Annotated in this window: 19 protein-coding genes; 8 read left to right on the top strand and 11 right to left on the bottom strand. The window is 40.6% G+C overall.

Annotated features, from left to right (window positions below; translation table 11 throughout):
• Positions 1-75: 75 nt before the first annotated feature.
• The 4 genes from H0913_RS09640 to H0913_RS09625 all read right to left on the bottom strand — a co-directional run bounded on the left by H0913_RS09640 (position 76) and on the right by H0913_RS09625 (position 2,413).
• Positions 76-594: a ClbS/DfsB family four-helix bundle protein gene (locus H0913_RS09640; protein WP_154603809.1), complete on the bottom strand. Its 519-nt coding sequence runs from the start codon at positions 592-594 to the stop codon at positions 76-78.
• A complete protein-coding gene (locus H0913_RS09635) occupies positions 595-1,479 on the bottom strand; it encodes a 4Fe-4S binding protein (RefSeq protein WP_181477161.1) in 885 nt (294 codons plus the stop codon).
• Between the two features lie 90 nt (positions 1,480-1,569).
• The gene (locus tag H0913_RS09630) at positions 1,570-2,232 is read right to left on the bottom strand and encodes a CerR family C-terminal domain-containing protein (RefSeq protein WP_154638479.1); all 663 of its coding nucleotides are present in this window, start codon (positions 2,230-2,232) and stop codon (positions 1,570-1,572) included.
• A gap of 37 nt (positions 2,233-2,269) precedes the next feature.
• Positions 2,270-2,413 (bottom strand): hypothetical protein, encoded by a 144-nt coding sequence (locus H0913_RS09625; protein WP_154638480.1) that lies wholly within the window; start codon positions 2,411-2,413, stop codon positions 2,270-2,272.
• A gap of 101 nt (positions 2,414-2,514) precedes the next feature.
• Here H0913_RS09625 and H0913_RS09620 point away from each other — a divergent pair, with 101 nt between their 5' ends.
• The gene (locus tag H0913_RS09620; RefSeq protein WP_181477160.1) at positions 2,515-3,672 is read left to right on the top strand and encodes an iron-containing alcohol dehydrogenase; all 1,158 of its coding nucleotides are present in this window, start codon (positions 2,515-2,517) and stop codon (positions 3,670-3,672) included.
• A gap of 58 nt (positions 3,673-3,730) precedes the next feature.
• Here H0913_RS09620 and H0913_RS09615 read toward each other — a convergent pair whose 3' ends face one another.
• Positions 3,731-5,149 (bottom strand): MFS transporter, encoded by a 1,419-nt coding sequence (locus H0913_RS09615; protein ID WP_181477159.1) that lies wholly within the window; start codon positions 5,147-5,149, stop codon positions 3,731-3,733.
• 102 nt (positions 5,150-5,251) lie between these two features.
• On the opposite strand from H0913_RS09615, the gene H0913_RS09610 reads away from it, so the two are divergent.
• Both H0913_RS09610 and ydeE read left to right on the top strand, forming a co-directional pair.
• Positions 5,252-6,064, top strand: a complete 813-nt coding sequence (locus H0913_RS09610; RefSeq protein WP_154603815.1) for a helix-turn-helix transcriptional regulator — start codon at positions 5,252-5,254, stop codon at positions 6,062-6,064.
• A gap of 236 nt (positions 6,065-6,300) precedes the next feature.
• The gene (gene ydeE / locus H0913_RS09605) at positions 6,301-7,494 is read left to right on the top strand and encodes an efflux MFS transporter YdeE (protein WP_181477158.1); all 1,194 of its coding nucleotides are present in this window, start codon (positions 6,301-6,303) and stop codon (positions 7,492-7,494) included.
• A 97-nt stretch (positions 7,495-7,591) separates the two neighbouring features.
• Here the strand turns inward: ydeE and H0913_RS09600 are convergent, their stop codons facing one another.
• The 3 genes from H0913_RS09600 to H0913_RS09590 form a co-directional block, all read right to left on the bottom strand.
• Entirely contained in the window at positions 7,592-8,998 is a 1,407-nt protein-coding gene (locus tag H0913_RS09600; RefSeq protein WP_230086646.1) for a PLP-dependent aminotransferase family protein, read from the bottom strand.
• 502 nt (positions 8,999-9,500) lie between these two features.
• On the bottom strand, positions 9,501-10,565 hold the full coding sequence (gene ada / locus H0913_RS09595) for a bifunctional DNA-binding transcriptional regulator/O6-methylguanine-DNA methyltransferase Ada (protein WP_181477157.1): 1,065 nt from the start codon (positions 10,563-10,565) through the stop codon (positions 9,501-9,503).
• A gap of 76 nt (positions 10,566-10,641) precedes the next feature.
• Positions 10,642-11,826: an MFS transporter gene (locus H0913_RS09590; RefSeq protein WP_181477156.1), complete on the bottom strand. Its 1,185-nt coding sequence runs from the start codon at positions 11,824-11,826 to the stop codon at positions 10,642-10,644.
• Between the two features lie 107 nt (positions 11,827-11,933).
• Between H0913_RS09590 and H0913_RS09585 the strand changes: the two genes are divergently transcribed.
• Positions 11,934-12,833: a LysR family transcriptional regulator gene (locus H0913_RS09585; protein ID WP_181477155.1), complete on the top strand. Its 900-nt coding sequence runs from the start codon at positions 11,934-11,936 to the stop codon at positions 12,831-12,833.
• Here the strand turns inward: H0913_RS09585 and H0913_RS09580 are convergent.
• Entirely contained in the window at positions 12,830-13,672 is an 843-nt protein-coding gene (locus tag H0913_RS09580; protein ID WP_154603821.1) for an AraC family transcriptional regulator, read from the bottom strand. The two genes, H0913_RS09585 and H0913_RS09580, sit on opposite strands and share 4 nt — an antisense overlap.
• Positions 13,673-13,865: 193 nt before the next feature.
• On the opposite strand from H0913_RS09580, the gene H0913_RS09575 reads away from it, so the two are divergent.
• The 3 genes from H0913_RS09575 (at position 13,866) to H0913_RS09565 (ending at position 17,041) form a co-directional block, all read left to right on the top strand.
• Positions 13,866-14,408, top strand: coding sequence for a GNAT family N-acetyltransferase (locus tag H0913_RS09575; RefSeq protein WP_154603822.1), 543 nt, complete (start codon positions 13,866-13,868; stop codon positions 14,406-14,408).
• Between the two features lie 200 nt (positions 14,409-14,608).
• On the top strand, positions 14,609-16,036 hold the full coding sequence (locus H0913_RS09570; protein ID WP_181477154.1) for a Na+/H+ antiporter NhaC family protein: 1,428 nt from the start codon (positions 14,609-14,611) through the stop codon (positions 16,034-16,036).
• Between the two features lie 15 nt (positions 16,037-16,051).
• The gene (locus tag H0913_RS09565) at positions 16,052-17,041 is read left to right on the top strand and encodes a D-cysteine desulfhydrase (protein ID WP_181477153.1); all 990 of its coding nucleotides are present in this window, start codon (positions 16,052-16,054) and stop codon (positions 17,039-17,041) included.
• A 45-nt stretch (positions 17,042-17,086) separates the two neighbouring features.
• On the opposite strand, the gene H0913_RS09560 is transcribed toward H0913_RS09565, so the two are convergent.
• Positions 17,087-18,010 (bottom strand): DMT family transporter, encoded by a 924-nt coding sequence (locus tag H0913_RS09560; protein WP_181477152.1) that lies wholly within the window; start codon positions 18,008-18,010, stop codon positions 17,087-17,089.
• Positions 18,011-18,118: 108 nt separating this feature from the next.
• On the opposite strand from H0913_RS09560, the gene H0913_RS09555 reads away from it, so the two are divergent.
• The gene (locus H0913_RS09555; RefSeq protein ID WP_154638490.1) at positions 18,119-18,985 is read left to right on the top strand and encodes a LysR family transcriptional regulator; all 867 of its coding nucleotides are present in this window, start codon (positions 18,119-18,121) and stop codon (positions 18,983-18,985) included.
• A gap of 1 nt (position 18,986) precedes the next feature.
• Here the strand turns inward: H0913_RS09555 and yqfB are convergent, their stop codons facing one another.
• Positions 18,987-19,316 (bottom strand): N(4)-acetylcytidine aminohydrolase, encoded by a 330-nt coding sequence (gene yqfB, locus H0913_RS09550; RefSeq protein ID WP_181477151.1) that lies wholly within the window; start codon positions 19,314-19,316, stop codon positions 18,987-18,989.
• Positions 19,317-19,401 lie beyond the last annotated feature (85 nt).

Genomic DNA, 19,401 nt, shown 5'->3' with positions numbered 1-19,401 from the left:
TTATACATTAAAAGTAGTCAGGTTAACAATTTAGGCATAGAGCGATTTTTCGTCCATATAATTTCACTCTGATTCTTACTTTAAACTGATATTATTATTTTTTGCCCACTTTCTTAATCTTCCATTAGCGTTGGCATACGGCGAAGATGTGTTGAATGAGATCATTCGCCCCATCGTCCATTTTGTGTACCATGATCTTCCATATAAAACATCATCGGTACGCTCATCAATAAGCTTCACAACTTCATTTTTTACAGCCTGAAGTTCAACCACTAACAATTCATAACTTAACTCACGGTAATCTGAGTAAAACTTTTGAGCAAGAAGACCAAGCTGATTCCACTTATAGCCAGTTTCTGGAAAATCGACAGGCTGGCCTTTAGCATCAGAAGTGATCCACTTTACAACAAGTGCATTCCATCCGATCAGATACGAAACGAGGTCACGAACACTCATTTCCGTTCCTTTGGCATGTCCATCCATTGAGTTATCTGAGGTCATTTTTGGCGGGATTGAGTTGAGGTAACTAATTAATTTACTAAAGTTTTTATCAATAGTTAAAAGCAGTTCAGCTTTTGTTTGCGGCACACTCATTTATAACCAGCCTTGCTGTTTATGTTGTGCGCAAATTGGACACAGAGTTTCTTCCGCAGTCCATGCCGAAAAAGGTAATTGGCATTTTTGGCATGTTCCATCGAAATAATGGAAATTCTGTGGTTCGCTATTTTTTGCAACATGAGGATGAACTTGAATTGATTTTGGGAAACAGACCACTTGGCAACTCATACAGCCTGTACAACGCTTATCGTCTAAACTAAATTGATGGTCTTCAAGCTCTATCGCCTGCTCATCGCACACTTTTGCGCACGCACCACATAAAATACAGCTCGCCGTATCTAATGCAATATGGAACCAGCTATCTTCAGGATAAAACTGTTTTCTGGCATTCAATCCCGTTTTGACCTTGTCACTGTCTAATGGCTGACTATCTAATTTTTGACGAAAAAGCATTCTACGACGCCCATTGTCCACTTCCGCAGGTTTGGTGATGGTCAAACTCCAAATAGGCTCTTGTAATGCTTCCAATTTTAAATTTAATGCGGCTAAGGCTGGCAACCATTTGTCCACCAGCGGTTCAGGAATTTGCATACCTCGAATAGCATATTGGCGATGCCAAACAATCAGTTCTTCAGGGCTGGCGAGAGGTTCATCATGGCTGATAACCAAAAAACCATTTTGGTAGGTTCGTTCATGAGGCTGAATATTCTCAATGGCATCGACTGGACAGGTAAACAGGCAGTTACCGCATTGATAACACAGTTCATTATCAATTTTCGCATCCATAAAACCAAAAGAAATCGCACCCACTGGACAACTGCTCGCACAGTTGTCACAAACACTATTTTTCAAGCGCTTATGGACACACTTTTCATTAATAACAGGTTCTGGAGGAAGATCTAATTGAATGAACCGCCGCATAATCTATTCGTTTACCTTTGATGATTAAGCTTAATCGCTTTCTATCATCTTAATGCAACGGTTTAAAATTAACATGACATAAATTAAAAATTAACGAGATATGATGGCATTACACGCAAATACACTCACTTGCTCTAGGATTTTATCCAATAAATCTTTATCAATATTTTCTTGATTCAATCGTTTTAATAGTGATTTTTTCGCAATCACGAATCCCAAAACTTGCCCAATTAAAGCATGTGCAGAAATAATCGCCGTCGCCCGATCTTCATTCGTAATAAATTGAACAAGTGACGTTAATCGAGAATGAAAAGGCTCAATAAACTCTTTAAAAATAATCTCGGCGTTTTCGGTAGGCTCCAACTGCTCTCTTAGGATTAATATGGAATAATATTCATGCCCCGGTGACAACAACGCCAACCCCAGCCCTTTTATTAATAACCGGAGTAATGATTCAGCTTCTATTACCTCATGGCTTGCCTGTGCTTTTAATTGCTCAAACTGCACATCAAATACGCTCACATTGCTCATTTGGGCAAGATCTGCCGCAATTTTATGGATAACAGCTGCATAGACACCCATCTTTCCTCCCATATGATAAGGGATGGCTGATTGGTTAACTCCCGCACATTCAGCCAGTTGACGAGTTCTTACGCCATTAATACCATAAAGAGCAAACTGTTTGATGCCTTCATTGATTAATTTTTCTTTCGTCAACTCCGAAGAGAGTGTGTTCTTATTTATTTCTGTCATATGCAGCTGAAACCCTAATTACACTAAATGAGTCATATTATACGTCGGCACGCATTAAATGCGTCGAATTATTATTTAATTCTATCCCTTTGTCTTTCCCCACAATCACGGTACCGCCTAAGATAGTAAATTGAAAATACAGCGATAAATAAACCAAGTCCCAATCAAATTTTTTGATCATCCTTTGAATAGTTTCGAGTGTATACTAGTGTGATCTCAACGTTTTTAACCCTAACCGATGCCAAATGACATCCCCTACCATTCCCAACCAAAGGTTTGTATATGAATAATTTTGAGTTTTACAACCCAACGCGCATTGTTTTTGGTGAAGGTAAAATAAGTGAATTGGACCGATTGGTTCCCGCGAATGCAAAAGTCCTTGTGCTATTTGGCGGTGAAAGTGCTCGCAAGAATGGCACCCTCGATGAAGTTGCTAGCGCATTGAAAAATCGCCAAATTGGCTATTTTGGTGGGATTGAAGCCAACCCTCGCTATGAAACCTTAATCAAAGCTGTCGCGCAGATTGAACGCGAAGGTTATGATTTTTTACTGGCCGTTGGCGGTGGATCCGTCATTGATGGCACTAAATTTATCGCGGCAGCAGTCAATTACGCAGGAGATAAATGGGAAGTAGTGACCAGCGGTGGTGCCACTATTAAACACGCATTACCTTTTGGTACAGTGTTGACCCTCCCTGCAACTGGCTCTGAAATGAACAAAGGTTCTGTGATCACCCGTGAGGAATTACATGCAAAATTAGCCTTTATGAGTGATAAAGTTTTCCCACAATTTTCTATTTTAGACCCAGTTAAAACCTACACATTACCGCCTCGCCAAATCAGTAATGGGGTTGTGGATGCGTTTGTACACGTTATCGAGCAGTACCTCACCTACCCTGTGAATGCCAATGTTCAAGACGCATTTGCTGAAGGTCTACTGAGAACTTTGATCGATATTGGTCCGAAAGCCTTAGCAAATCCAACCAATTACGATGTTCGCGCCAATTTAATGTGGACAGCAACATTAGCGTTAAATGGTTTAATTGGTGTTGGCGTACCGCAAGACTGGGCAACCCACATGTTAGGTCATGAAATCACCGTTCTCTACGGTTTAGATCATGCCCAAACCTTAGCTATCATCCTGCCTTCCTTAATGGAAGAAAAACTACCTCAGAAACAAGCGAAAATGGCGCAGTATGCGGAACGTGTCTGGGATATCCGTGAAGGCAGCGAAAAAGAAAAAGCACTCAAAGCCATTGAATTAACAAGAGACTTTTTCGAATCAATGCACGTGAAAACTCGCTTTAAAGATTATCAGCTCAACCAAGAAATCGTAGAGCCTTTAGTCGAAAGCCTTGTGGCACATAGCATGGTGACACTCGGAGAACATCGTGATATTACCCCTGAAGTGAGCCGCCGAATTTATCTCGCTTCATTATAATGACCGCATTTTATTGAAAGGTTGAAAGTTCGAAAGAGCGCATTCCCTTGCGCTCTTTTTAATGATTCGAACAGGGTTTGAAGTTCACTTTCGCAACCAACCTCTTCAGCAACAACGCCGCGCATATCGCCATTAATACATTGAAACTCAAGCTTAAACATGTTGCTTGACGTAAAGTTTCCAGAGAATTTCCATCTTCGAAATGAATCAATCCATACTGCAAGATCACCGAAGCGACCGTAGCACCAACCGCTGCACCTATTTGCTGGAGTGTCGCCGTCAAACCTGAAGCCATTCCCGTTTCTCTGTGAGACACTTTGGAAAGGACTAAATTAAGCATTGGCGTCATAATCATGCCTTGAGTAAAACCAATCGCACATAAAATGGGTGATAACGCCCAAATTCCGGCACCAAATTGGCCACCACTTAACGCGACGATTAACAAAAGATAGCTTGCCCCATACAGGATAGCTCCCCATAACAGGGTTTTATCTCCCCAGCGGTAAACCCATTTTGGTGTCAAAAAAGACGATACAACGAATCCAATGCTGGAAGGAACAAACACCAACCCTGCAGTAAGTGGCGTTAAGCCAAACCCATTTTGCAGCAGAATAGAAAGTAACAAAGGAAATACTGATGATGTTGCATACACGCTCATGACGACCATTAGCCCAATAATAAAAGGTATATTGAGCAAAATTCGCATACTGAATAAAGGTGTTAATTGGCGTTTTTCTCGCTCAATTTCGTAATAAACAAAGCAGCCTAAAACCAAACAACCCACTGCGAATAACCCGCTACTCATCATATTCCAGCCCCATACTGGCAGCATTAAAAACGGCAATAATCCACAACCAATGCCAACACTGGATAACAGCACACCCAACCAATCAAGATTAATTTGCAATTTATCCCCTTCAAGTAAATAACGGGAAAACCCTAATGCAATAACGCCAATCGGTAAGTTAACCAGAAAAATAGTTCGCCATCCTAGCCCAAAAAGATCAAGCGTAATTAACCAGCCACCTAATGCCTGCCCAGCAATTGCAGCTAAACCTAATGTCATGCCTAAATAACCAAACGCTTTTTTAGCTTGGTATTCTGTAAAGTTAATCCGAATGCTGGAATACACCTGCGGGAAAAGTAGCGCGGCAGATAATCCTTGAATGAGACGTGCTGCAACGAGTAATAAAGCAGTCGGCGCAATCGCACATAATAATGATGAAAATACAAACCAAAACATTCCAATCCGATATAGCGTTCGCTTACCAAAAATATCCCCCAGTCGTCCCCCCGTAATCAGCAATAAACCGAAAGCCAGCTCATAGCCGACAATAATTAGCGTTAATTCTGTCAAATTAGCATTTAACGATTTCTCGATACTCACGATGGCGACATTCACCACAAACAGGTCAAATATGGTGACAAACCCCGCCAATAATAAAACACCTAATGCCGCTCTTTGTTGTTGATTCATAGTACACTCATTAACCAAGACAGATGAATAAATGAGGACTATAATCAACCTATTATCCTGTTACAATTTAACCACTTATACTATTACTAAAAGTATTAGGCTATGAAAAATAGACAACGAACTCGTCCTGAACTCGCCAATTTTTTAAAAAACAAACGTGAAAGCGTATCGCCAGAACAGGTAGGTTTACCCTGCTCGACGCGCCGCCGTACTCCAGGATTACGTCGAGAAGAAGTCGCTGCATTAGCTGGAGTTGGGCTAACTTGGTATACGTGGCTAGAACAAGGACGTGAAATTGGCGTTTCTAATCAATTTTTAGACAGTCTTTCTCAGGCATTACGTTTGAATAGCGCAGAACGCCAACATTTATATCTGCTTACTCAAAACCGTGAACCTAGCGTTTCAGCGAATACTGAGCATACGGTTCCTCCTGCAATTTCACGATTAATCGCAGATTTTCCGAGTCACTATTTATGCTATGTGCTCAATCTGCACTGGGATGTATTGGCCTATAACTCACAAGCAGACGAACATTTCCATTTCTCACAAGCCGAACCTTACTACCGTAATTTTTTGTATTTATTGTTTATGGATCCGCGTTATCAAGAGCGATTTGCAAACTGGTCACAGGTCGCACAGCAACTATTAGCCAGTTTCCGCCGAGATTATGCACGCACCAAACACGATCCTAATATTAAAAAACTCATTGAAACGTTAAGTACGGAATCATCGACATTCTATGATTTATGGCATCGCCATGAGATTTACCAGCCGTGTACTGGAGTCCGAGATATTATTTATCAAGGTCGCGCTCAGCAATATGATTATACCTCGCTAACTTTTGATATTGAGAAAGGCAACCGACTCTTGGTTTATATGCCGATTAAATCGGATGATGAGTCAATAATTAATTGATTTTTTATGCAGTTAAGCTGATAGCAGATAACTCTACTATCTGTGCTATCGCTATCTTTAGCCAGATAATTGGTTGGCAATGGCACAATAGCATGATCAAAATATTGTTTTGATTTCCCGCCCTAATAACCCGTTTCTTGGTGCCGTAATTTTATGTATTTTATATAACAAAATCACATAAAACATTTTTATAACAATCATTTTTATAACAACAATGTACTCCTAGGTCGTGAGCCATGTTTTCTAAATCCAATATCTCGAATACTGCCCTGCTCGCGTCTTCGCTGCTATTAACCATCGGGCGCGGCGCCACATTACCATTTATGGCGATCTATCTGACACGCCAATACCATATGGCGATCGATATCGTCGGTGTTGCTATGACTATCGCCTTAACGGTCGGCGTGTTGTTCAGTATGGGATTTGGCATGCTGGCGGATAAAGTCGACAAAAAACGCTGCATGCTTATTGCGGTGATAGCGTTTATTTGTGGATTTATCGCCATTCCGCTCATGAACAATGCACTATTGGTGATTATATTTTTCTCACTAATTAACTGCTCTTATTCTGTTTTTTCAACTGTTTTAAAAGGCTATTTTGCAGATACTTTGTCATTTTCCTTAAAGACTAAAGTATTTTCGCTCAACTACACCTTTATTAATATCGGTTGGACGGTCGGGCCACCAATGGGCACATGGTTATTAATGTACAGCATTAATTTGCCATTTTGGCTGGCGGCGGTCTCCGCAGCCGCTCCAATCTTTTTTATTCAGCGGTTTGTTCAAAGCACCAAACCTGCAAGCCATGTTGATGGTCAACCTCGAGTGTGGAACCCCAAAGCAATGCTCCACGACCGTGCATTGGCTTGGTTTATTCTCTCCACTTTTCTTGGTTCACTCGTATTTGGCTCTTTTACCACGTGGATCTCCCAATATGTGATCACTGTAGCCAACAGTGATTTTGCACAAGCGGTAATTGGTGTGATTTTACCCGTCAACGCCGTCGTCGTTGTCACTTTGCAATATACGGTAGGCAAACGTATTACGCCGGATAACTTAAGACGCTTAATGACCATTGGTAGCATATTCTTTTTAGGGGGATTAGCTGTCTTTATGGGATCTGGAGATAACCTCTATTTATGGGCGCTAGGCTCATTTATCTTCACTTTGGGCGAACTCATTTACGCACCGGGGGAATATATGCTAATTGATAGCATTGCCCCTGAAGGCATGAAATCCAGCTATTTTTCTGCTCAGGCGCTAGGATTACTTGGCGGGGCATTTAACCCTATGATGACGGGTTTCGTTCTGACTGAACTTCCTCCGTATTTTATCTTTATTATCTTAATGGTGGTGACAGTGCTGGCATGGTTAAGTATGCTCAACGGCATGCGAATTAAAAATAAACAAACTCTCGCATTGGCAATATAAACTGCGGTAAACGTAGTTTGCTGTATAAATAATATTCCTTATGTTTAATTACCCGCTAATAGCTATTATTAGCGGGTTTCTTTTTTCTATTTCCGCCCTATTTCAGCATGCTCATTTTTAAAGTTTCCCCGAGAATTTTTATCGCGTTGCGCCGTCTTGGGATCAGTTCTAAAGCATAGTTAATACGCAGATGGTTTGGGTAACAATCGCCTGTAGCAAAGTGGGCCCCCGTCAATACCGTCACTTTATTGCGATGCAAAATCTCCATCAATTTCGACGTATCTGTGGCAGGATGCTCGACCCATAATGAAAATCCACCTTGAGGGCGAGAAATTCGAGTATTAGCAGGAAAATGTGTTTCAACTAATTCTCGATATTGGCACTGTAATTCACGATATTGCTGACGCATTCGGCGTAAATGCAAAAAATAGTGCCCTTCTTTTAAGAAATTACTCATCACTTGCTGCATAAAAACTTCGCCAGAACAATGCGATAAGTATTTTAAGTGCATAACTTTCTCTTTGTATTTACCGGGGATGATCCACCCCGTCCGTGTGCCCGGTGCAACGGTTTTAGAAAATGAACTGCACAGAATCACATGACCTTCGGTATCCAGAGATTGGATCGTTGACGGTCGCGGATAGGCATAAGCAAGAGGTGCTAGGCAATCATTCTCGATAACTGTACCTTGATATCGATTAGTCATCTCGAGCAACCTTTGCTTATTCTTTTCCGGCATAATACTGCCCATCGGGTTATTGCACGTCGGCGTGACCACCACCGCTTTGACCTGCCAACATTGGAAAGCTTCTTCTAACCTATCCAAGTTAATCCCTGTTTGGGGATCAACTGGAATTTCGATGATTTTACGGCCCAGCCCATAAAGCGTTTGCAATAATCCAGGAAACGTCGGTGATTCAACAGCAACCACATCATTAGCTTGCGTACATGCTTGAATTGCAATAGAAAGTGATTGATGGGCACTGGTAGTTGTCACGATATCATCGGGGGTAAATGACTGACGATAATCGGACACATGATAGATTTGCTCCCTGAGTGCTGCTAACCCTTGTAAGCTATCATACTCAAGTGTTAGCGGATTACGACGTCGCGCCACCATATTCATTTCTTGCCATAGCGGTTCTAAGGTTTTATCTGCAATATTAGGTACCGCACACGATAATGATGTGACTCCTGCACGCTCTTCAACACGCAGGAAGTCCATCGTTGGGTTCCATTTATCAATATGAACAGGCTTTTGAATATAGTTAGCCACTTTAGGCAATGGTGCCGTGGCCTTTTCAGGGATCACAAAATAACCCGATTTCGGTACTGCATAAATGAGCTGACACCGTTCCAGTTCACGATAAGCCAGTTGAGCCGTGGTGATGCTCACATCATGGCAGCGACTAATATCACGTACCGACGGCATTTTCTCCCCACCAAGAAACTCCCCTCGATGGATTTTGCTCTGCAGCATTTGAGCTATTTGTTTATAGAGCATCGCACTCATTTCCTTAAAATCGAATCCCGTATCTGTAATGTAATACAGATTTCTCCGAGATGATCTGTATTTTACAAAAAAACCAATCTGTCACTTTTTTAAGTCAATTTCTCATGCGAAGCTAAATAAACAAAATACAGCAATAGGATTTCATTTATGGAATATGAAAAAAACATAAAGGGCAAACCATACCCAAAATTTATATTAGCCCAACCAATCACTTTCATCTTTCGGTGGGTAACGTCATTATTTATAAGGAAAAAACATGAAAAATATAAAAACCAAAAAATCTAAGGGTTTATTTAAAAAAACCAAAACGATTTTAATTAAATTAATTTTTGAAGGGTATAAAACAGAAACTGCATACTATAATAAATAGCAAAATATAATTTAATTTCAAAACAAACTATCTAATTAGAGAATATATATGCTTTTTATATTAAAAATTGCTGCGACAATAGCAATCTTGGCGCAGCTTTATTCTTTTTCAAAACAGGCTTTATTATTTTTTCGCCGATTCTTTTAGCAATAATGCGCGCTTGCGATCGATCCCCCAGCGATATCCCGATAACCCACCATCCGTTCTCACCACTCGATGGCATGGGATCGCCACCGCTAGCATGTTCGCACCACATGCATTCGCCACTGCTCTAAACGATTTAGGTGCACCCATCTTTTCTGCAATTTCACGATAGCTCACCGTTTCCCCAACAGGAATGTTTCTTAATATTTGCCACACTCGTTGCTGAAATGCAGTTCCTCGAATATCCAAAGGAAGATCAAAACCTATTTCTGGAGCTTCAATAAACCCAATAACTTTAGAAACCACTTGGTCGAATGCTTTATTTCCACCAATCAACTGAGCATGGGGAAATTTATCTTGTAAGTTATTTAGCAATTGCTCAGGGTCATCGCCGAATAAAATCGCACAAATGCCTATCGGACTTTGTGCAACCAGTACATTTCCTAGCGAGCAAACTGCCAGAGCAAAATAGATTTGGCTCCCTTCACCACCTGATTTCCATGCTGTCGGCGTCATCCCCAATCGCGAATTAGCTGTTTCATAAAAACGACTGTTCGAATGAAAACCCGCATCATAAATGGCATCAGTGATCCGCTCATTTTCCTGCAATTGCGTTTGTACTTTTTGATGAAGATAAGCATCGCGATAGGCTTTAGGCGTTAACCCAGTTTGTAATTTAAATAATCGATGAAAATGAAACGGGCTTATTCCGACATAATCAGCTAACTCAGCCAATGTATATTTCTGGGTATTTTGCTCAATATACCGGCAAGCAAGTTCAATTTTTTCTTGATAAAACTGAGCTTGCTGTGACATTTCATGACGACGACGTTTTCCCGAATGAAATCCCTGCGCTATCGCTTGCTGTTCATTATCAAAAAACAGCACATTATCTCTCTTCGGTAATCGTCCCGCAGCGGATGGATGGTTATAAAGTTTCGATGTTTTCACACCATACACAAAATAACCATCTGCGGTTTTATCTCGTAGTTTCAGCGCATTCCAGCGCTGCTCATCTGTGACCCATTGATTTTTCGTCGACATATATTTAACCCTTTACTGATTTCACCGAGATCAGTATCTCTGGTTATTATATGTCGAACACTCCAAACCTTGCTTTTTAATTCGCACTACACATTACGTCCTGCGTTTGTGTTTCGCTATTTTTCCGACGTACGATCAGCAAAATCACTATAAACCCGACTATCGCCAATAATGCTCCCATAAAACTCATCGTCGTGTAGCTGTAACCATGGGATAAAATCGCCGCACCAACAGCCGCTCCAATGGCATTTCCCAAATTAAATGCGCCAATATTCACGGAAGATGCTAGCGCTTGTGCGCCAACAGCCGCATTCATCACTAAAATTTGAATGGGTGGAACAAGTGCAAAACTAACAATACTCCAGAATAATAAACCCACGGTAGCCCCAGCGATGTTTGTCGCAATTATTGGGAATATCACCATGCTTATTGCCGATAATACAAACAAAGTTAATAACGTTGGATATAAGTTCTTATCCGCAAAATAACCACCAAGATAATTACCGATACTAAAACCAACACCAATGACCATTAACATCATTGTAATTGTCTGGTCCGATGCCTGAATGAAATTCATCAACATTGGTGTTATAAACGTATACAAGGTAAACATTGCACTTGCTCCGAGTACCGTCGATAACATACCTAACATCACTAATGGGCGTCTTAAAATACGCAATTCATTTTTAACGTTAACCTGGCTACCTTGTAAATGCGCAGGAATAGCAAAAATTAAACTGGCGATCGTGAGCAATCCAATACCCGAAATTAAATAGAATGCTTCACGCCAACCGATTAATTGCGTTATTTTAGTGACTAATGGAACTCCACCAATACCCGCAATGGTCAATCCCATAAACATCGCTGCAATCGCACTCGCTTGTTTACCAGCAGGTACCACACTAGCCGCCACAATGGCACCTAAACCAAAAAATGCTCCGTGATTTAGGCTAGTAATCAACCTTGAAAGTGACAGCGTCACCAAGTTAGGCGCTAAACCCGATAATAAATTCCCCACCGTGAAAATCGCCATTAAAAAAACCAACGCAACCTTTGGACGCTTACTCACTAATAATAGCGTCATGATCGGTGCTCCAATCATCACTCCCAGCGCATAAATCACCACAATCGCACCGACAGAAGGAATGCTTTCATTAAGATTTTCAGCGATATAGGGAAGCATTCCCATCGGAGAAAATTCGGTAATACCAATGGCGAATGCGCCAACGGATAACGCGAGCAATGCTGTGTTTATTCTCATTTTTATGCCTTATAAACCAATCTCAATTGACCGGCGGCAATTCTTCCATATTGAAAGAGGTTGAAAAACCCATTATGGTGAGAATAACTTTTGCGAGAAATGCAATAATGAAAATCACATTAGAAGAGCTCCAAACATTTATCAGCGTAGTCGATTACGGCTCTATTACAGCGGCAGCCGACCAGCAATGCATGACGATATCCACCGTGAGTCGCGCATTATTGCGTTTAGAAGAGAAAGTCAAAACCACGCTACTTTACCGAACCACTCGCGCCATCAAACTCAGTGATGAAGGTGCCGCATTTTTGCAAAAAGCGCGAGAAATAGTCCGGCTAGCTCAAGAAGCCGAAGATTTGCTATCCGCTCGCCAATCGATTCCATCAGGCAAGCTACGCATTGATGCTTCTACCCCGTTTTTAACCCATGTAATCGTTCCGTTGATCCCTCTATTTTATGAACGATATCCCCAAGTTGAGTTAGAAATAAATAACTATGAAGGTGTGACAAACCTATTAGAGAAAAAGACGGATGTGGCGTTTAGAATTGGCACATTAAAGGATTCTTCACTCAGTGCAACACTATTGGGTTATACCCAGAAAAGGCTAGTTGCTAGCCCCGCTTACTTAGAAAAATATGGAATACCGGAAACGATAGAGGATCTCCATAAGCATTGTTTACTGGGTTTCACAACACCAGAGTCATTAAATTATTGGCCACTCGAAAACACTGATGGCAGCTTACTCAAAATTATCCCCCATATCGCCTGCGCCAGTGGTGAAGTACTCCATCATTTAGCGCTGCAAGGAACGGGTATTCTCTCTTCTTCCGACTTTGTAAGCTTAGATGCTTTTGCCAATGGTGGACTCGTGAAAGTGCTCGAACAAAAAACAATAACAATGAAACAGCCGATTAATGCTGTCTATTATCGTAACCAAGCCGTTTCACCAAGGCTTCGCTGTTTTATTGATTTTATTAAAAAGCATTCGACAAAAATCGATCCGAGTTAATGCTTATTCACTCGTTTTCTAAACTCACTTAATGTCGCGCCAGTATGCCGCTTAAAATAGCGGCATAAATACGAGGTGTCTTCAAAATTTAATTCATCAGCAATACCTTGAATGGTGAACGTTCCTCTCTCTAACAGTGCTTTAATTTCTAAAACCACTTGTCTATCAATCAGTGCCTTGGGTGGGTCATTGAAGAAGTCCTTCACAATTTGCGATAAATAAAACGGTGTAATCGCAAGTTGATTCGCATAGAACTTAACCTCTCTTTGCTGTTTACAATGTTGGGTTATTAATGCCCAAAATTGCCAACATAATTGTGATTTACGGCTACGTTCATCTGAAAAATGGGATTGTGCATGATTGACTTGATTAGCAATTTCTAAAAATAGATTTTGTAAATGTTGGCGTAATTGTAATTTCCCATACTCCGCACGTTCTTGTTGGTAATATAAAAATAGCTGATACCAATGTGAAAATAGTATGGATTGTACCAGTGACATCGATAAACGTGGTTGAAAATTAAAATAGGCAAACAATGAATTAGGTAAAACAAATGCAATATCTGTGGCAAACGTCTTATCAATATGGATGTAATCTACAATAAAATTCCGAGAACGCTTCTGTAACATAACAAAAGTGTCATCATACAAAACAAAGAGTTCATTTTTGCGTAAGGCATAGCGCTTAAAATTAATATTGAAAATCCCAACCCCTTGCCTACAAATACATAGCGTCACATAGTCTGGAGACAATACTGTATTTTGCAATCCTTCCAGTGTCGTCGAACCAATGCTGACTACCCCTTCCCATACAAATTGATGCTGCTGCAGCTCTTTCATGACTTAATCCACCTTCGCTTCACCCACATCACTCGTTTTATTGACCGGTTCTACACAGTTATTTTCAATAATATCTATTTTCAAAATATTAGTTTTCAAAAGTACCTAAACTCCCTATATTTTACCCTTACCTGAAGCAAATAAATACCTAAAATAAGTAGCATGACTATCAAGGCAATTAAGAGAAAATAACATGATTTTATATACACAAAGGCTGATTTTACGCCCTTGGAATATTGCTGATGCGGCAGACCTTTATCATTATGCAAAAGACGAACGCATCGGCCCTATTGCAGGCTGGCCACCTCACCAAAGCGTCGAAGAAAGTGCGAAAATTATTCAATCCATTTTCATGCGTGATGGTGTATTTGCCGTTGCATTAAAAGAGGACAATAAAGCCATTGGCTTGATTGGTTTATCTATCGGAAAAGAGAGTAATTTTCCAATTGGGGATAACGATGCTGAAGTGAGTTATTGGATAGGCGTACCATTTTGGGGAAAAGGGTTTATTCCTGAAGCTATCCGAGAAATCATGCGACATGGATTTAAAAATCTCAAACTGGATAATTTATGGTGCGGTTATTTCCAAGGCAATCAACAATCTAAAATTGCTCAAGAAAAATGTGGCTTTCAATATTATGCGACATTAGGCCCACAATTTATTGAGCTTATTGGCGAGACAAAGACAGAAGAAATTAGTCGTATCACTTATCAACAGTGGCAATCTCAAATTTAATTTCCCTTATTACGCTATCTCCAAAAGATAGCGTACCCTTCAATACCATAATCTTGCAGTTTATCTGACTTTTAGCATGGATTTTGTAACAATCTACTGCAATACAATGAAAATATCCGACAGCCCACTTCCATCAATGCTATGATTTCCTGATACTTACAAACTACACGTCATACAATAAAAATATCCAAGGTAAACACATGCACGACTATGGTATTTGGACAATTATTACGCCGATTGTCACTATCCTTTTGGCTATTCTCACTCGACAGGTGATGCTTTCATTAATGCTCGGTATTTTAGTCGGTTTTACCGTCATTAATGACCACAATGTATTACTCGGTATTCGCGGAACGGTGGATGGCATCATCGATACATTTTCTTCTGCTGGCAATACTCGCACCATCGTCTTTATGGTCATGATTGGTGGGATCATGCGCCTAGTGGTCGTCACAGGTGGCGTTCGTGCATTAGTTCAGTTACTGACAAATAAAACAAAATTAATTAAGAACAGAACCGCGACGCAATTACTCGCCATTGTCATCACGGCCTTAATTTTTATTGAAAGTTCCATTAACCAACTAGTTGCGGGAGCATCCACTAAGAATTTAGCCAGACAATATGGCGTTGCCCCAGAAAAGATGTCCTATCTTATTCAAACAGCCTGTGTTTCCGTTTGTTCATCCGCCATTATAAATGGTTGGGGTGCGGTGATTATGGGTCTCATTGGTGTGCAAATTTCCCAAGGTCTTATTTCGGGTGAACCCTTCGATATTTTAATTAAATCTATCGGCTACAACTTAATGGCATGGCTCTCATTGGCCACCATTTTATTCTATGTGTTCACCAATATTTCGTGGGGACCAATGAAAAAAGCCGAAATGAAGTATCAAGAAAATTTCATGGCAGGAAAATTAGCTGAATCTTCACGTAAAAATGAAGAAGAAGAAATTATTGAGCATCCAAATGCCCATTCAGCCTTGAACTTTTTCATCCCAATTCTTTCGACTGTATTAATGGTTCCTGTGGCCTTATATATCACAGGTGATGGTGATTTCAGCAAAGGGAGCGGCTCAACGTCCGTTTATTGGGGCGTTATGTTCGGTACCGCAGTTTCTTTTTGTTGGTTTATCGGAAGAAGGCTATTAAATATTGATAGCTTCTTTAAAGAGCTATTTATTGGCTATGCCAGCATGTTAAAAATCAGCTCAATTATGATTTTAGCTTTCCTAATGGGAAATGTATCTTCTGAACTGAATACTGGTGCCTATATTGCTGAGGTTACCCAAGGCATTATGGCGCCTGGATTCTCCATCGGCTTTATCTTTATCATTAGCGCCATTATGTCGCTGGCTACGGGGACTTCATGGGGAACCTTTGCCATTATGATCCCGATTGGTGTCCAATTAGGGTTATCCGTCGATATGCCAATTGAATATATGATTGGCGCAGCCATTTCAGGATCTATTTTCGGTGACATGACCTCACCTATTTCTGCAGATGCCATTGTTGCCTCTATGGCCACTGATTGTGATCATATTGAACATATCCGTACTCAAATGCCTTATGCATTAGTAACAGCAAGCTTCGTACTTGCCATTTATCTCTATTTAGGCTTTACCAATTAATACAGGGGAATTTAGATGTCTCTTCAACAAAAATTAACTCAATTCGAAAAAGTTGACTTGCTTAAAGCATCGACCCCATTGAATCGACTCGATAATTTATCGCGTTTATATGGTCGAGAAATCTACATTAAACGCGATGATATGACGCCGTTAGCAATGGGCGGAAATAAGCTACGTAAACTTGAATTTTTAATGGCGGATGCCTTAGCCCAAAATGCAAAGATTATCGTGACAGCGGGCGCGATTCAATCAAACCATGTTCGTCAAACTGCTGCGGTAGCGGCAATGTACGGACTAAAATGTGTCGCTTTATTAGAAAATCCTATTCAAAGTGAAGACAGCAATTTCCTGCATAATGGCAATAAACTCCTCACCGATTTATTTGGTACTCAATGCGTCATGTGTGACGAATTAACCGATCCACAAGCACAAATGGCTGAGTTAATTAAATCGTTAGACTTGCAAGATGCTTATATCGTCCCTGTCGGCGGTTCCAACGGTCTGGGCGCATTAGGTTATGTTCAATGTGCGATTGAAATTGCCCAACAAAAACCGGTCAATATTGAGTTCGATAAAGTGATTGTAGCTTCCGGTAGTGCTGGGACTCACGCAGGTTTAGCAATTGGCTTACAAGAATTACTCCCTACTTCACAACTCATTGGGGTCACCGTTTCTCGTAAACAGCAAGATCAGGCACCAAAAGTTGAAAAACTGCAAAATGAATTAGCAGAATTACTGCAAATTAAAAAAACGCCTGACATTGCACTTTGGGATGATTTTTTCGCACCAATGTATGGCATGCCAAACCGCGGTGGTTTAGATGCAATAGCGCTATTAGCTCAAAAAGAAGGGATCCTTCTTGACCCAGTTTATACGGGAAAAGCGATGGCAGGTTTAATTGATTATTTAGACAACTCCACTGAAAAAACACCGGTATTATTTGTCCATACTGGCGGAGCTCAAGCCCTGTTCGCTTATTCAGAAATCAACAAAACCATTAAATAATGAATATCGCTCTATGGAGTCAATTATTTCCATAGAGCGCCTATTTTATACTCGAGGTTTATTGGTTAGCCATAACCCGAAGATAATCACCACTCCACCTAATAGCGCAGAGAATGTAATTTCTTCATTTAAAAACAACGTTCCTATTATTACCGCCGTCAACGGATTAAGTGCAATAAATGAACCAGCCCCAGCTGCACCTAACAGGTCAACACCTTGGTAATACCAAATATAAGCTAATGCAGAGCCTAATACACCAAGGTATAACAGGCTCATAACATCGATATTTGTTAAATATGTAATCGCGCTAAGTGTTAATTGCCCCGTGATACTTGACGCGATAACCAATAATGCGGTTCCTAATAGCACAGCATAAGCAACCGTATGTATAGCGCCAATTTCACGGATCACATTTTTACCCGCCACAGTATAAATACCCCAACTCACCACGCAGCCCAATATGGCAAGATCCCCTTGGTTTATTAAAAAGTCACTCGCATCTGAATTCTTCCCTGAGAGTAATATGATGGCGCCTAATACACAGCAACTAATCCCCACTCCTTTAATTTTCGTGATTTTTTCGCGCCATAATAGGTAGGAAATTAACGCAATCATTGCGGGGTTTATTGCAACTAATAATGCTGCTCGTGATGCCGGAATAAGCTGTAATCCATAGAAGAAAAATACCTGATAGACAAATACGCCACTACATCCCAATATTAGAATTTGAAAAAACTGACGCGAATTCACTCTAACCCAACCAATACGAGTGCAGCTCAGCAAAATAACCAATGAAACACTCGCAAAAATAAAGCGAACCGTCGCTGAAAATAATGGTGATATATCGGTTTGTAACACCCTACCAGCAATGAACGTTCCCCCCCATAAAATCGAGACACAAATCATTTTCAGAGCAACAATATTGACTGACTTTTGTTGAACTTGCCTTTTTGTTATTTTTAATTCCATCGCGATGTTTCCCCATCCATATCAGATATTGTGTACTTTATTGACTCAGTCATTCGATACGGATAAGGTATTTGTTATCCAAGATCATAATCAAATGAGTATTTACTCATGACACTAAGCCAACTGGAAATATTTACCCGTGTTGCTGAGCTAAAAAGTTTTACCTTAGCGGCAATGTCGTTGAGTATTTCCCAATCTGCGGTTTCACATGCCATTAAATCTCTCGAAAAAGATTTCAATGTCAGTCTATTTACGCGGGAACAAAATCAAGTCACTCTGACCGAAATTGGTAATACGCTGTTAAATCGCGCCCAACATATACTGAGCCTTCAAGAAGCAATGCGGCAAGAAGCGCTAGCATCCAATGGATTAAAGAAAGGTGTTTTACGGATAGGATCTTTCGGCCCCGGCTCTTCAACAGGTATTCTGCCCCCATTATTAAAGGTCTTTCGTCAGCAATACCCGAGCATTGAAATTATTGTTGATGAGGGCGACGATGAGAGCGTGGCTCAATGGTTACAAGAAAAGCGCATAGATATTGGTGTTGTGGTCTTGCCAGACGAACGATTTGATACTTTTCCCATAAAGCACGACCAATATGTGGCTATTTTGCCGCTAAACCATCCATTGACTCAGTACAACGGGGTTACACTAAAACAATTGTGTGAGTACCCTTTCAACTTAACTCAAGCCGGCTCAGGTAAAATTGTGATGGGACTATTTTCTGCACAAAAGCTGACACCTAAAATTCAATTTAGAACTCGCCAGCTTCTTAGCACTTTTTCATTGGTTGCACGAAATGAAGCCGTATCGATTGTGGCTCAACTCGCAATCCCCGAAAATATTAACAATATCGTCGTAAAACCATTAATTCCCCGCGTAACTCGGGATATTGCCTTCGCTGTTAATAATTACAGTGATGCGTCTCCAGCCACAAAAGCATTTATCAAACTAGTGAAAAAACAATTATCGTGATTTAAGCGCTTGCGGTTGTTAATCGATAATGAATAACATACAGGCAGTTTTCAGTGGGGTAAATTTCACGAATTAAGGCTTTCAACGTCTCTAATGTCATCGCTTCTTGAGTTGCGTGATATTCGGAAATATCATCGTAGTTTAGTGGCTCAACAGAAAGTATTTCAATGTCGGTATAGTACTTGCCTGTTTCTAAAGCATGTACTTTGACAACCGAGCCTGGTACGTAGTGACTCTCGCTTTCATCACGAATGGTGATCACTTTTTCACCGGAAACAACTAGCGGTAATAAACGCTCAAAGAACGTGATGGTTTCGGGGATATTATTCACAGATATTCCTTAATCTTCTCTTAATTAAATAAATGCTATCCCATGTACCATGGTGGCAGCAATCTCAATTTCCTCAATAGACTAG

The organism is Providencia rettgeri, from assembly GCF_013702265.1.
In the GTDB taxonomy this organism is placed as follows: domain Bacteria; phylum Pseudomonadota; class Gammaproteobacteria; order Enterobacterales; family Enterobacteriaceae; genus Providencia; species Providencia zhijiangensis.
This window is presented reverse-complemented; position numbering and strand designations above follow the sequence as displayed.

Excerpts from the sequence above, each read along its gene's own strand:
- H0913_RS09600 (WP_230086646.1), bottom strand. The coding sequence starts at position 8,998 with ATGCTCTATAAACAAATAGCTCAAATGCTGCAGAGCAAAATCCATCGA.
- H0913_RS09555 (WP_154638490.1), top strand. The coding sequence starts at position 18,119 with ATGACACTAAGCCAACTGGAAATATTTACCCGTGTTGCTGAGCTAAAA.
- H0913_RS09620 (WP_181477160.1), top strand. The coding sequence starts at position 2,515 with ATGAATAATTTTGAGTTTTACAACCCAACGCGCATTGTTTTTGGTGAA.
- H0913_RS09640 (WP_154603809.1), bottom strand. The coding sequence starts at position 594 with ATGAGTGTGCCGCAAACAAAAGCTGAACTGCTTTTAACTATTGATAAA.
- H0913_RS09610 (WP_154603815.1), top strand. The coding sequence starts at position 5,252 with ATGAAAAATAGACAACGAACTCGTCCTGAACTCGCCAATTTTTTAAAA.
- H0913_RS09635 (WP_181477161.1), bottom strand. The coding sequence starts at position 1,479 with ATGCGGCGGTTCATTCAATTAGATCTTCCTCCAGAACCTGTTATTAAT.
- H0913_RS09580 (WP_154603821.1), bottom strand. The coding sequence starts at position 13,672 with ATGAAAGAGCTGCAGCAGCATCAATTTGTATGGGAAGGGGTAGTCAGC.
- H0913_RS09630 (WP_154638479.1), bottom strand. The coding sequence starts at position 2,232 with ATGACAGAAATAAATAAGAACACACTCTCTTCGGAGTTGACGAAAGAA.
- H0913_RS09575 (WP_154603822.1), top strand. The coding sequence starts at position 13,866 with ATGATTTTATATACACAAAGGCTGATTTTACGCCCTTGGAATATTGCT.
- H0913_RS09560 (WP_181477152.1), bottom strand. The coding sequence starts at position 18,010 with ATGGAATTAAAAATAACAAAAAGGCAAGTTCAACAAAAGTCAGTCAAT.
- H0913_RS09565 (WP_181477153.1), top strand. The coding sequence starts at position 16,052 with ATGTCTCTTCAACAAAAATTAACTCAATTCGAAAAAGTTGACTTGCTT.
- H0913_RS09570 (WP_181477154.1), top strand. The coding sequence starts at position 14,609 with ATGCACGACTATGGTATTTGGACAATTATTACGCCGATTGTCACTATC.
- H0913_RS09615 (WP_181477159.1), bottom strand. The coding sequence starts at position 5,149 with ATGAATCAACAACAAAGAGCGGCATTAGGTGTTTTATTATTGGCGGGG.
- H0913_RS09625 (WP_154638480.1), bottom strand. The coding sequence starts at position 2,413 with ATGATCAAAAAATTTGATTGGGACTTGGTTTATTTATCGCTGTATTTT.
- ada (WP_181477157.1), bottom strand. The coding sequence starts at position 10,565 with ATGTCGACGAAAAATCAATGGGTCACAGATGAGCAGCGCTGGAATGCG.
- H0913_RS09590 (WP_181477156.1), bottom strand. The coding sequence starts at position 11,826 with ATGAGAATAAACACAGCATTGCTCGCGTTATCCGTTGGCGCATTCGCC.
- ydeE (WP_181477158.1), top strand. The coding sequence starts at position 6,301 with ATGTTTTCTAAATCCAATATCTCGAATACTGCCCTGCTCGCGTCTTCG.
- H0913_RS09585 (WP_181477155.1), top strand. The coding sequence starts at position 11,934 with ATGAAAATCACATTAGAAGAGCTCCAAACATTTATCAGCGTAGTCGAT.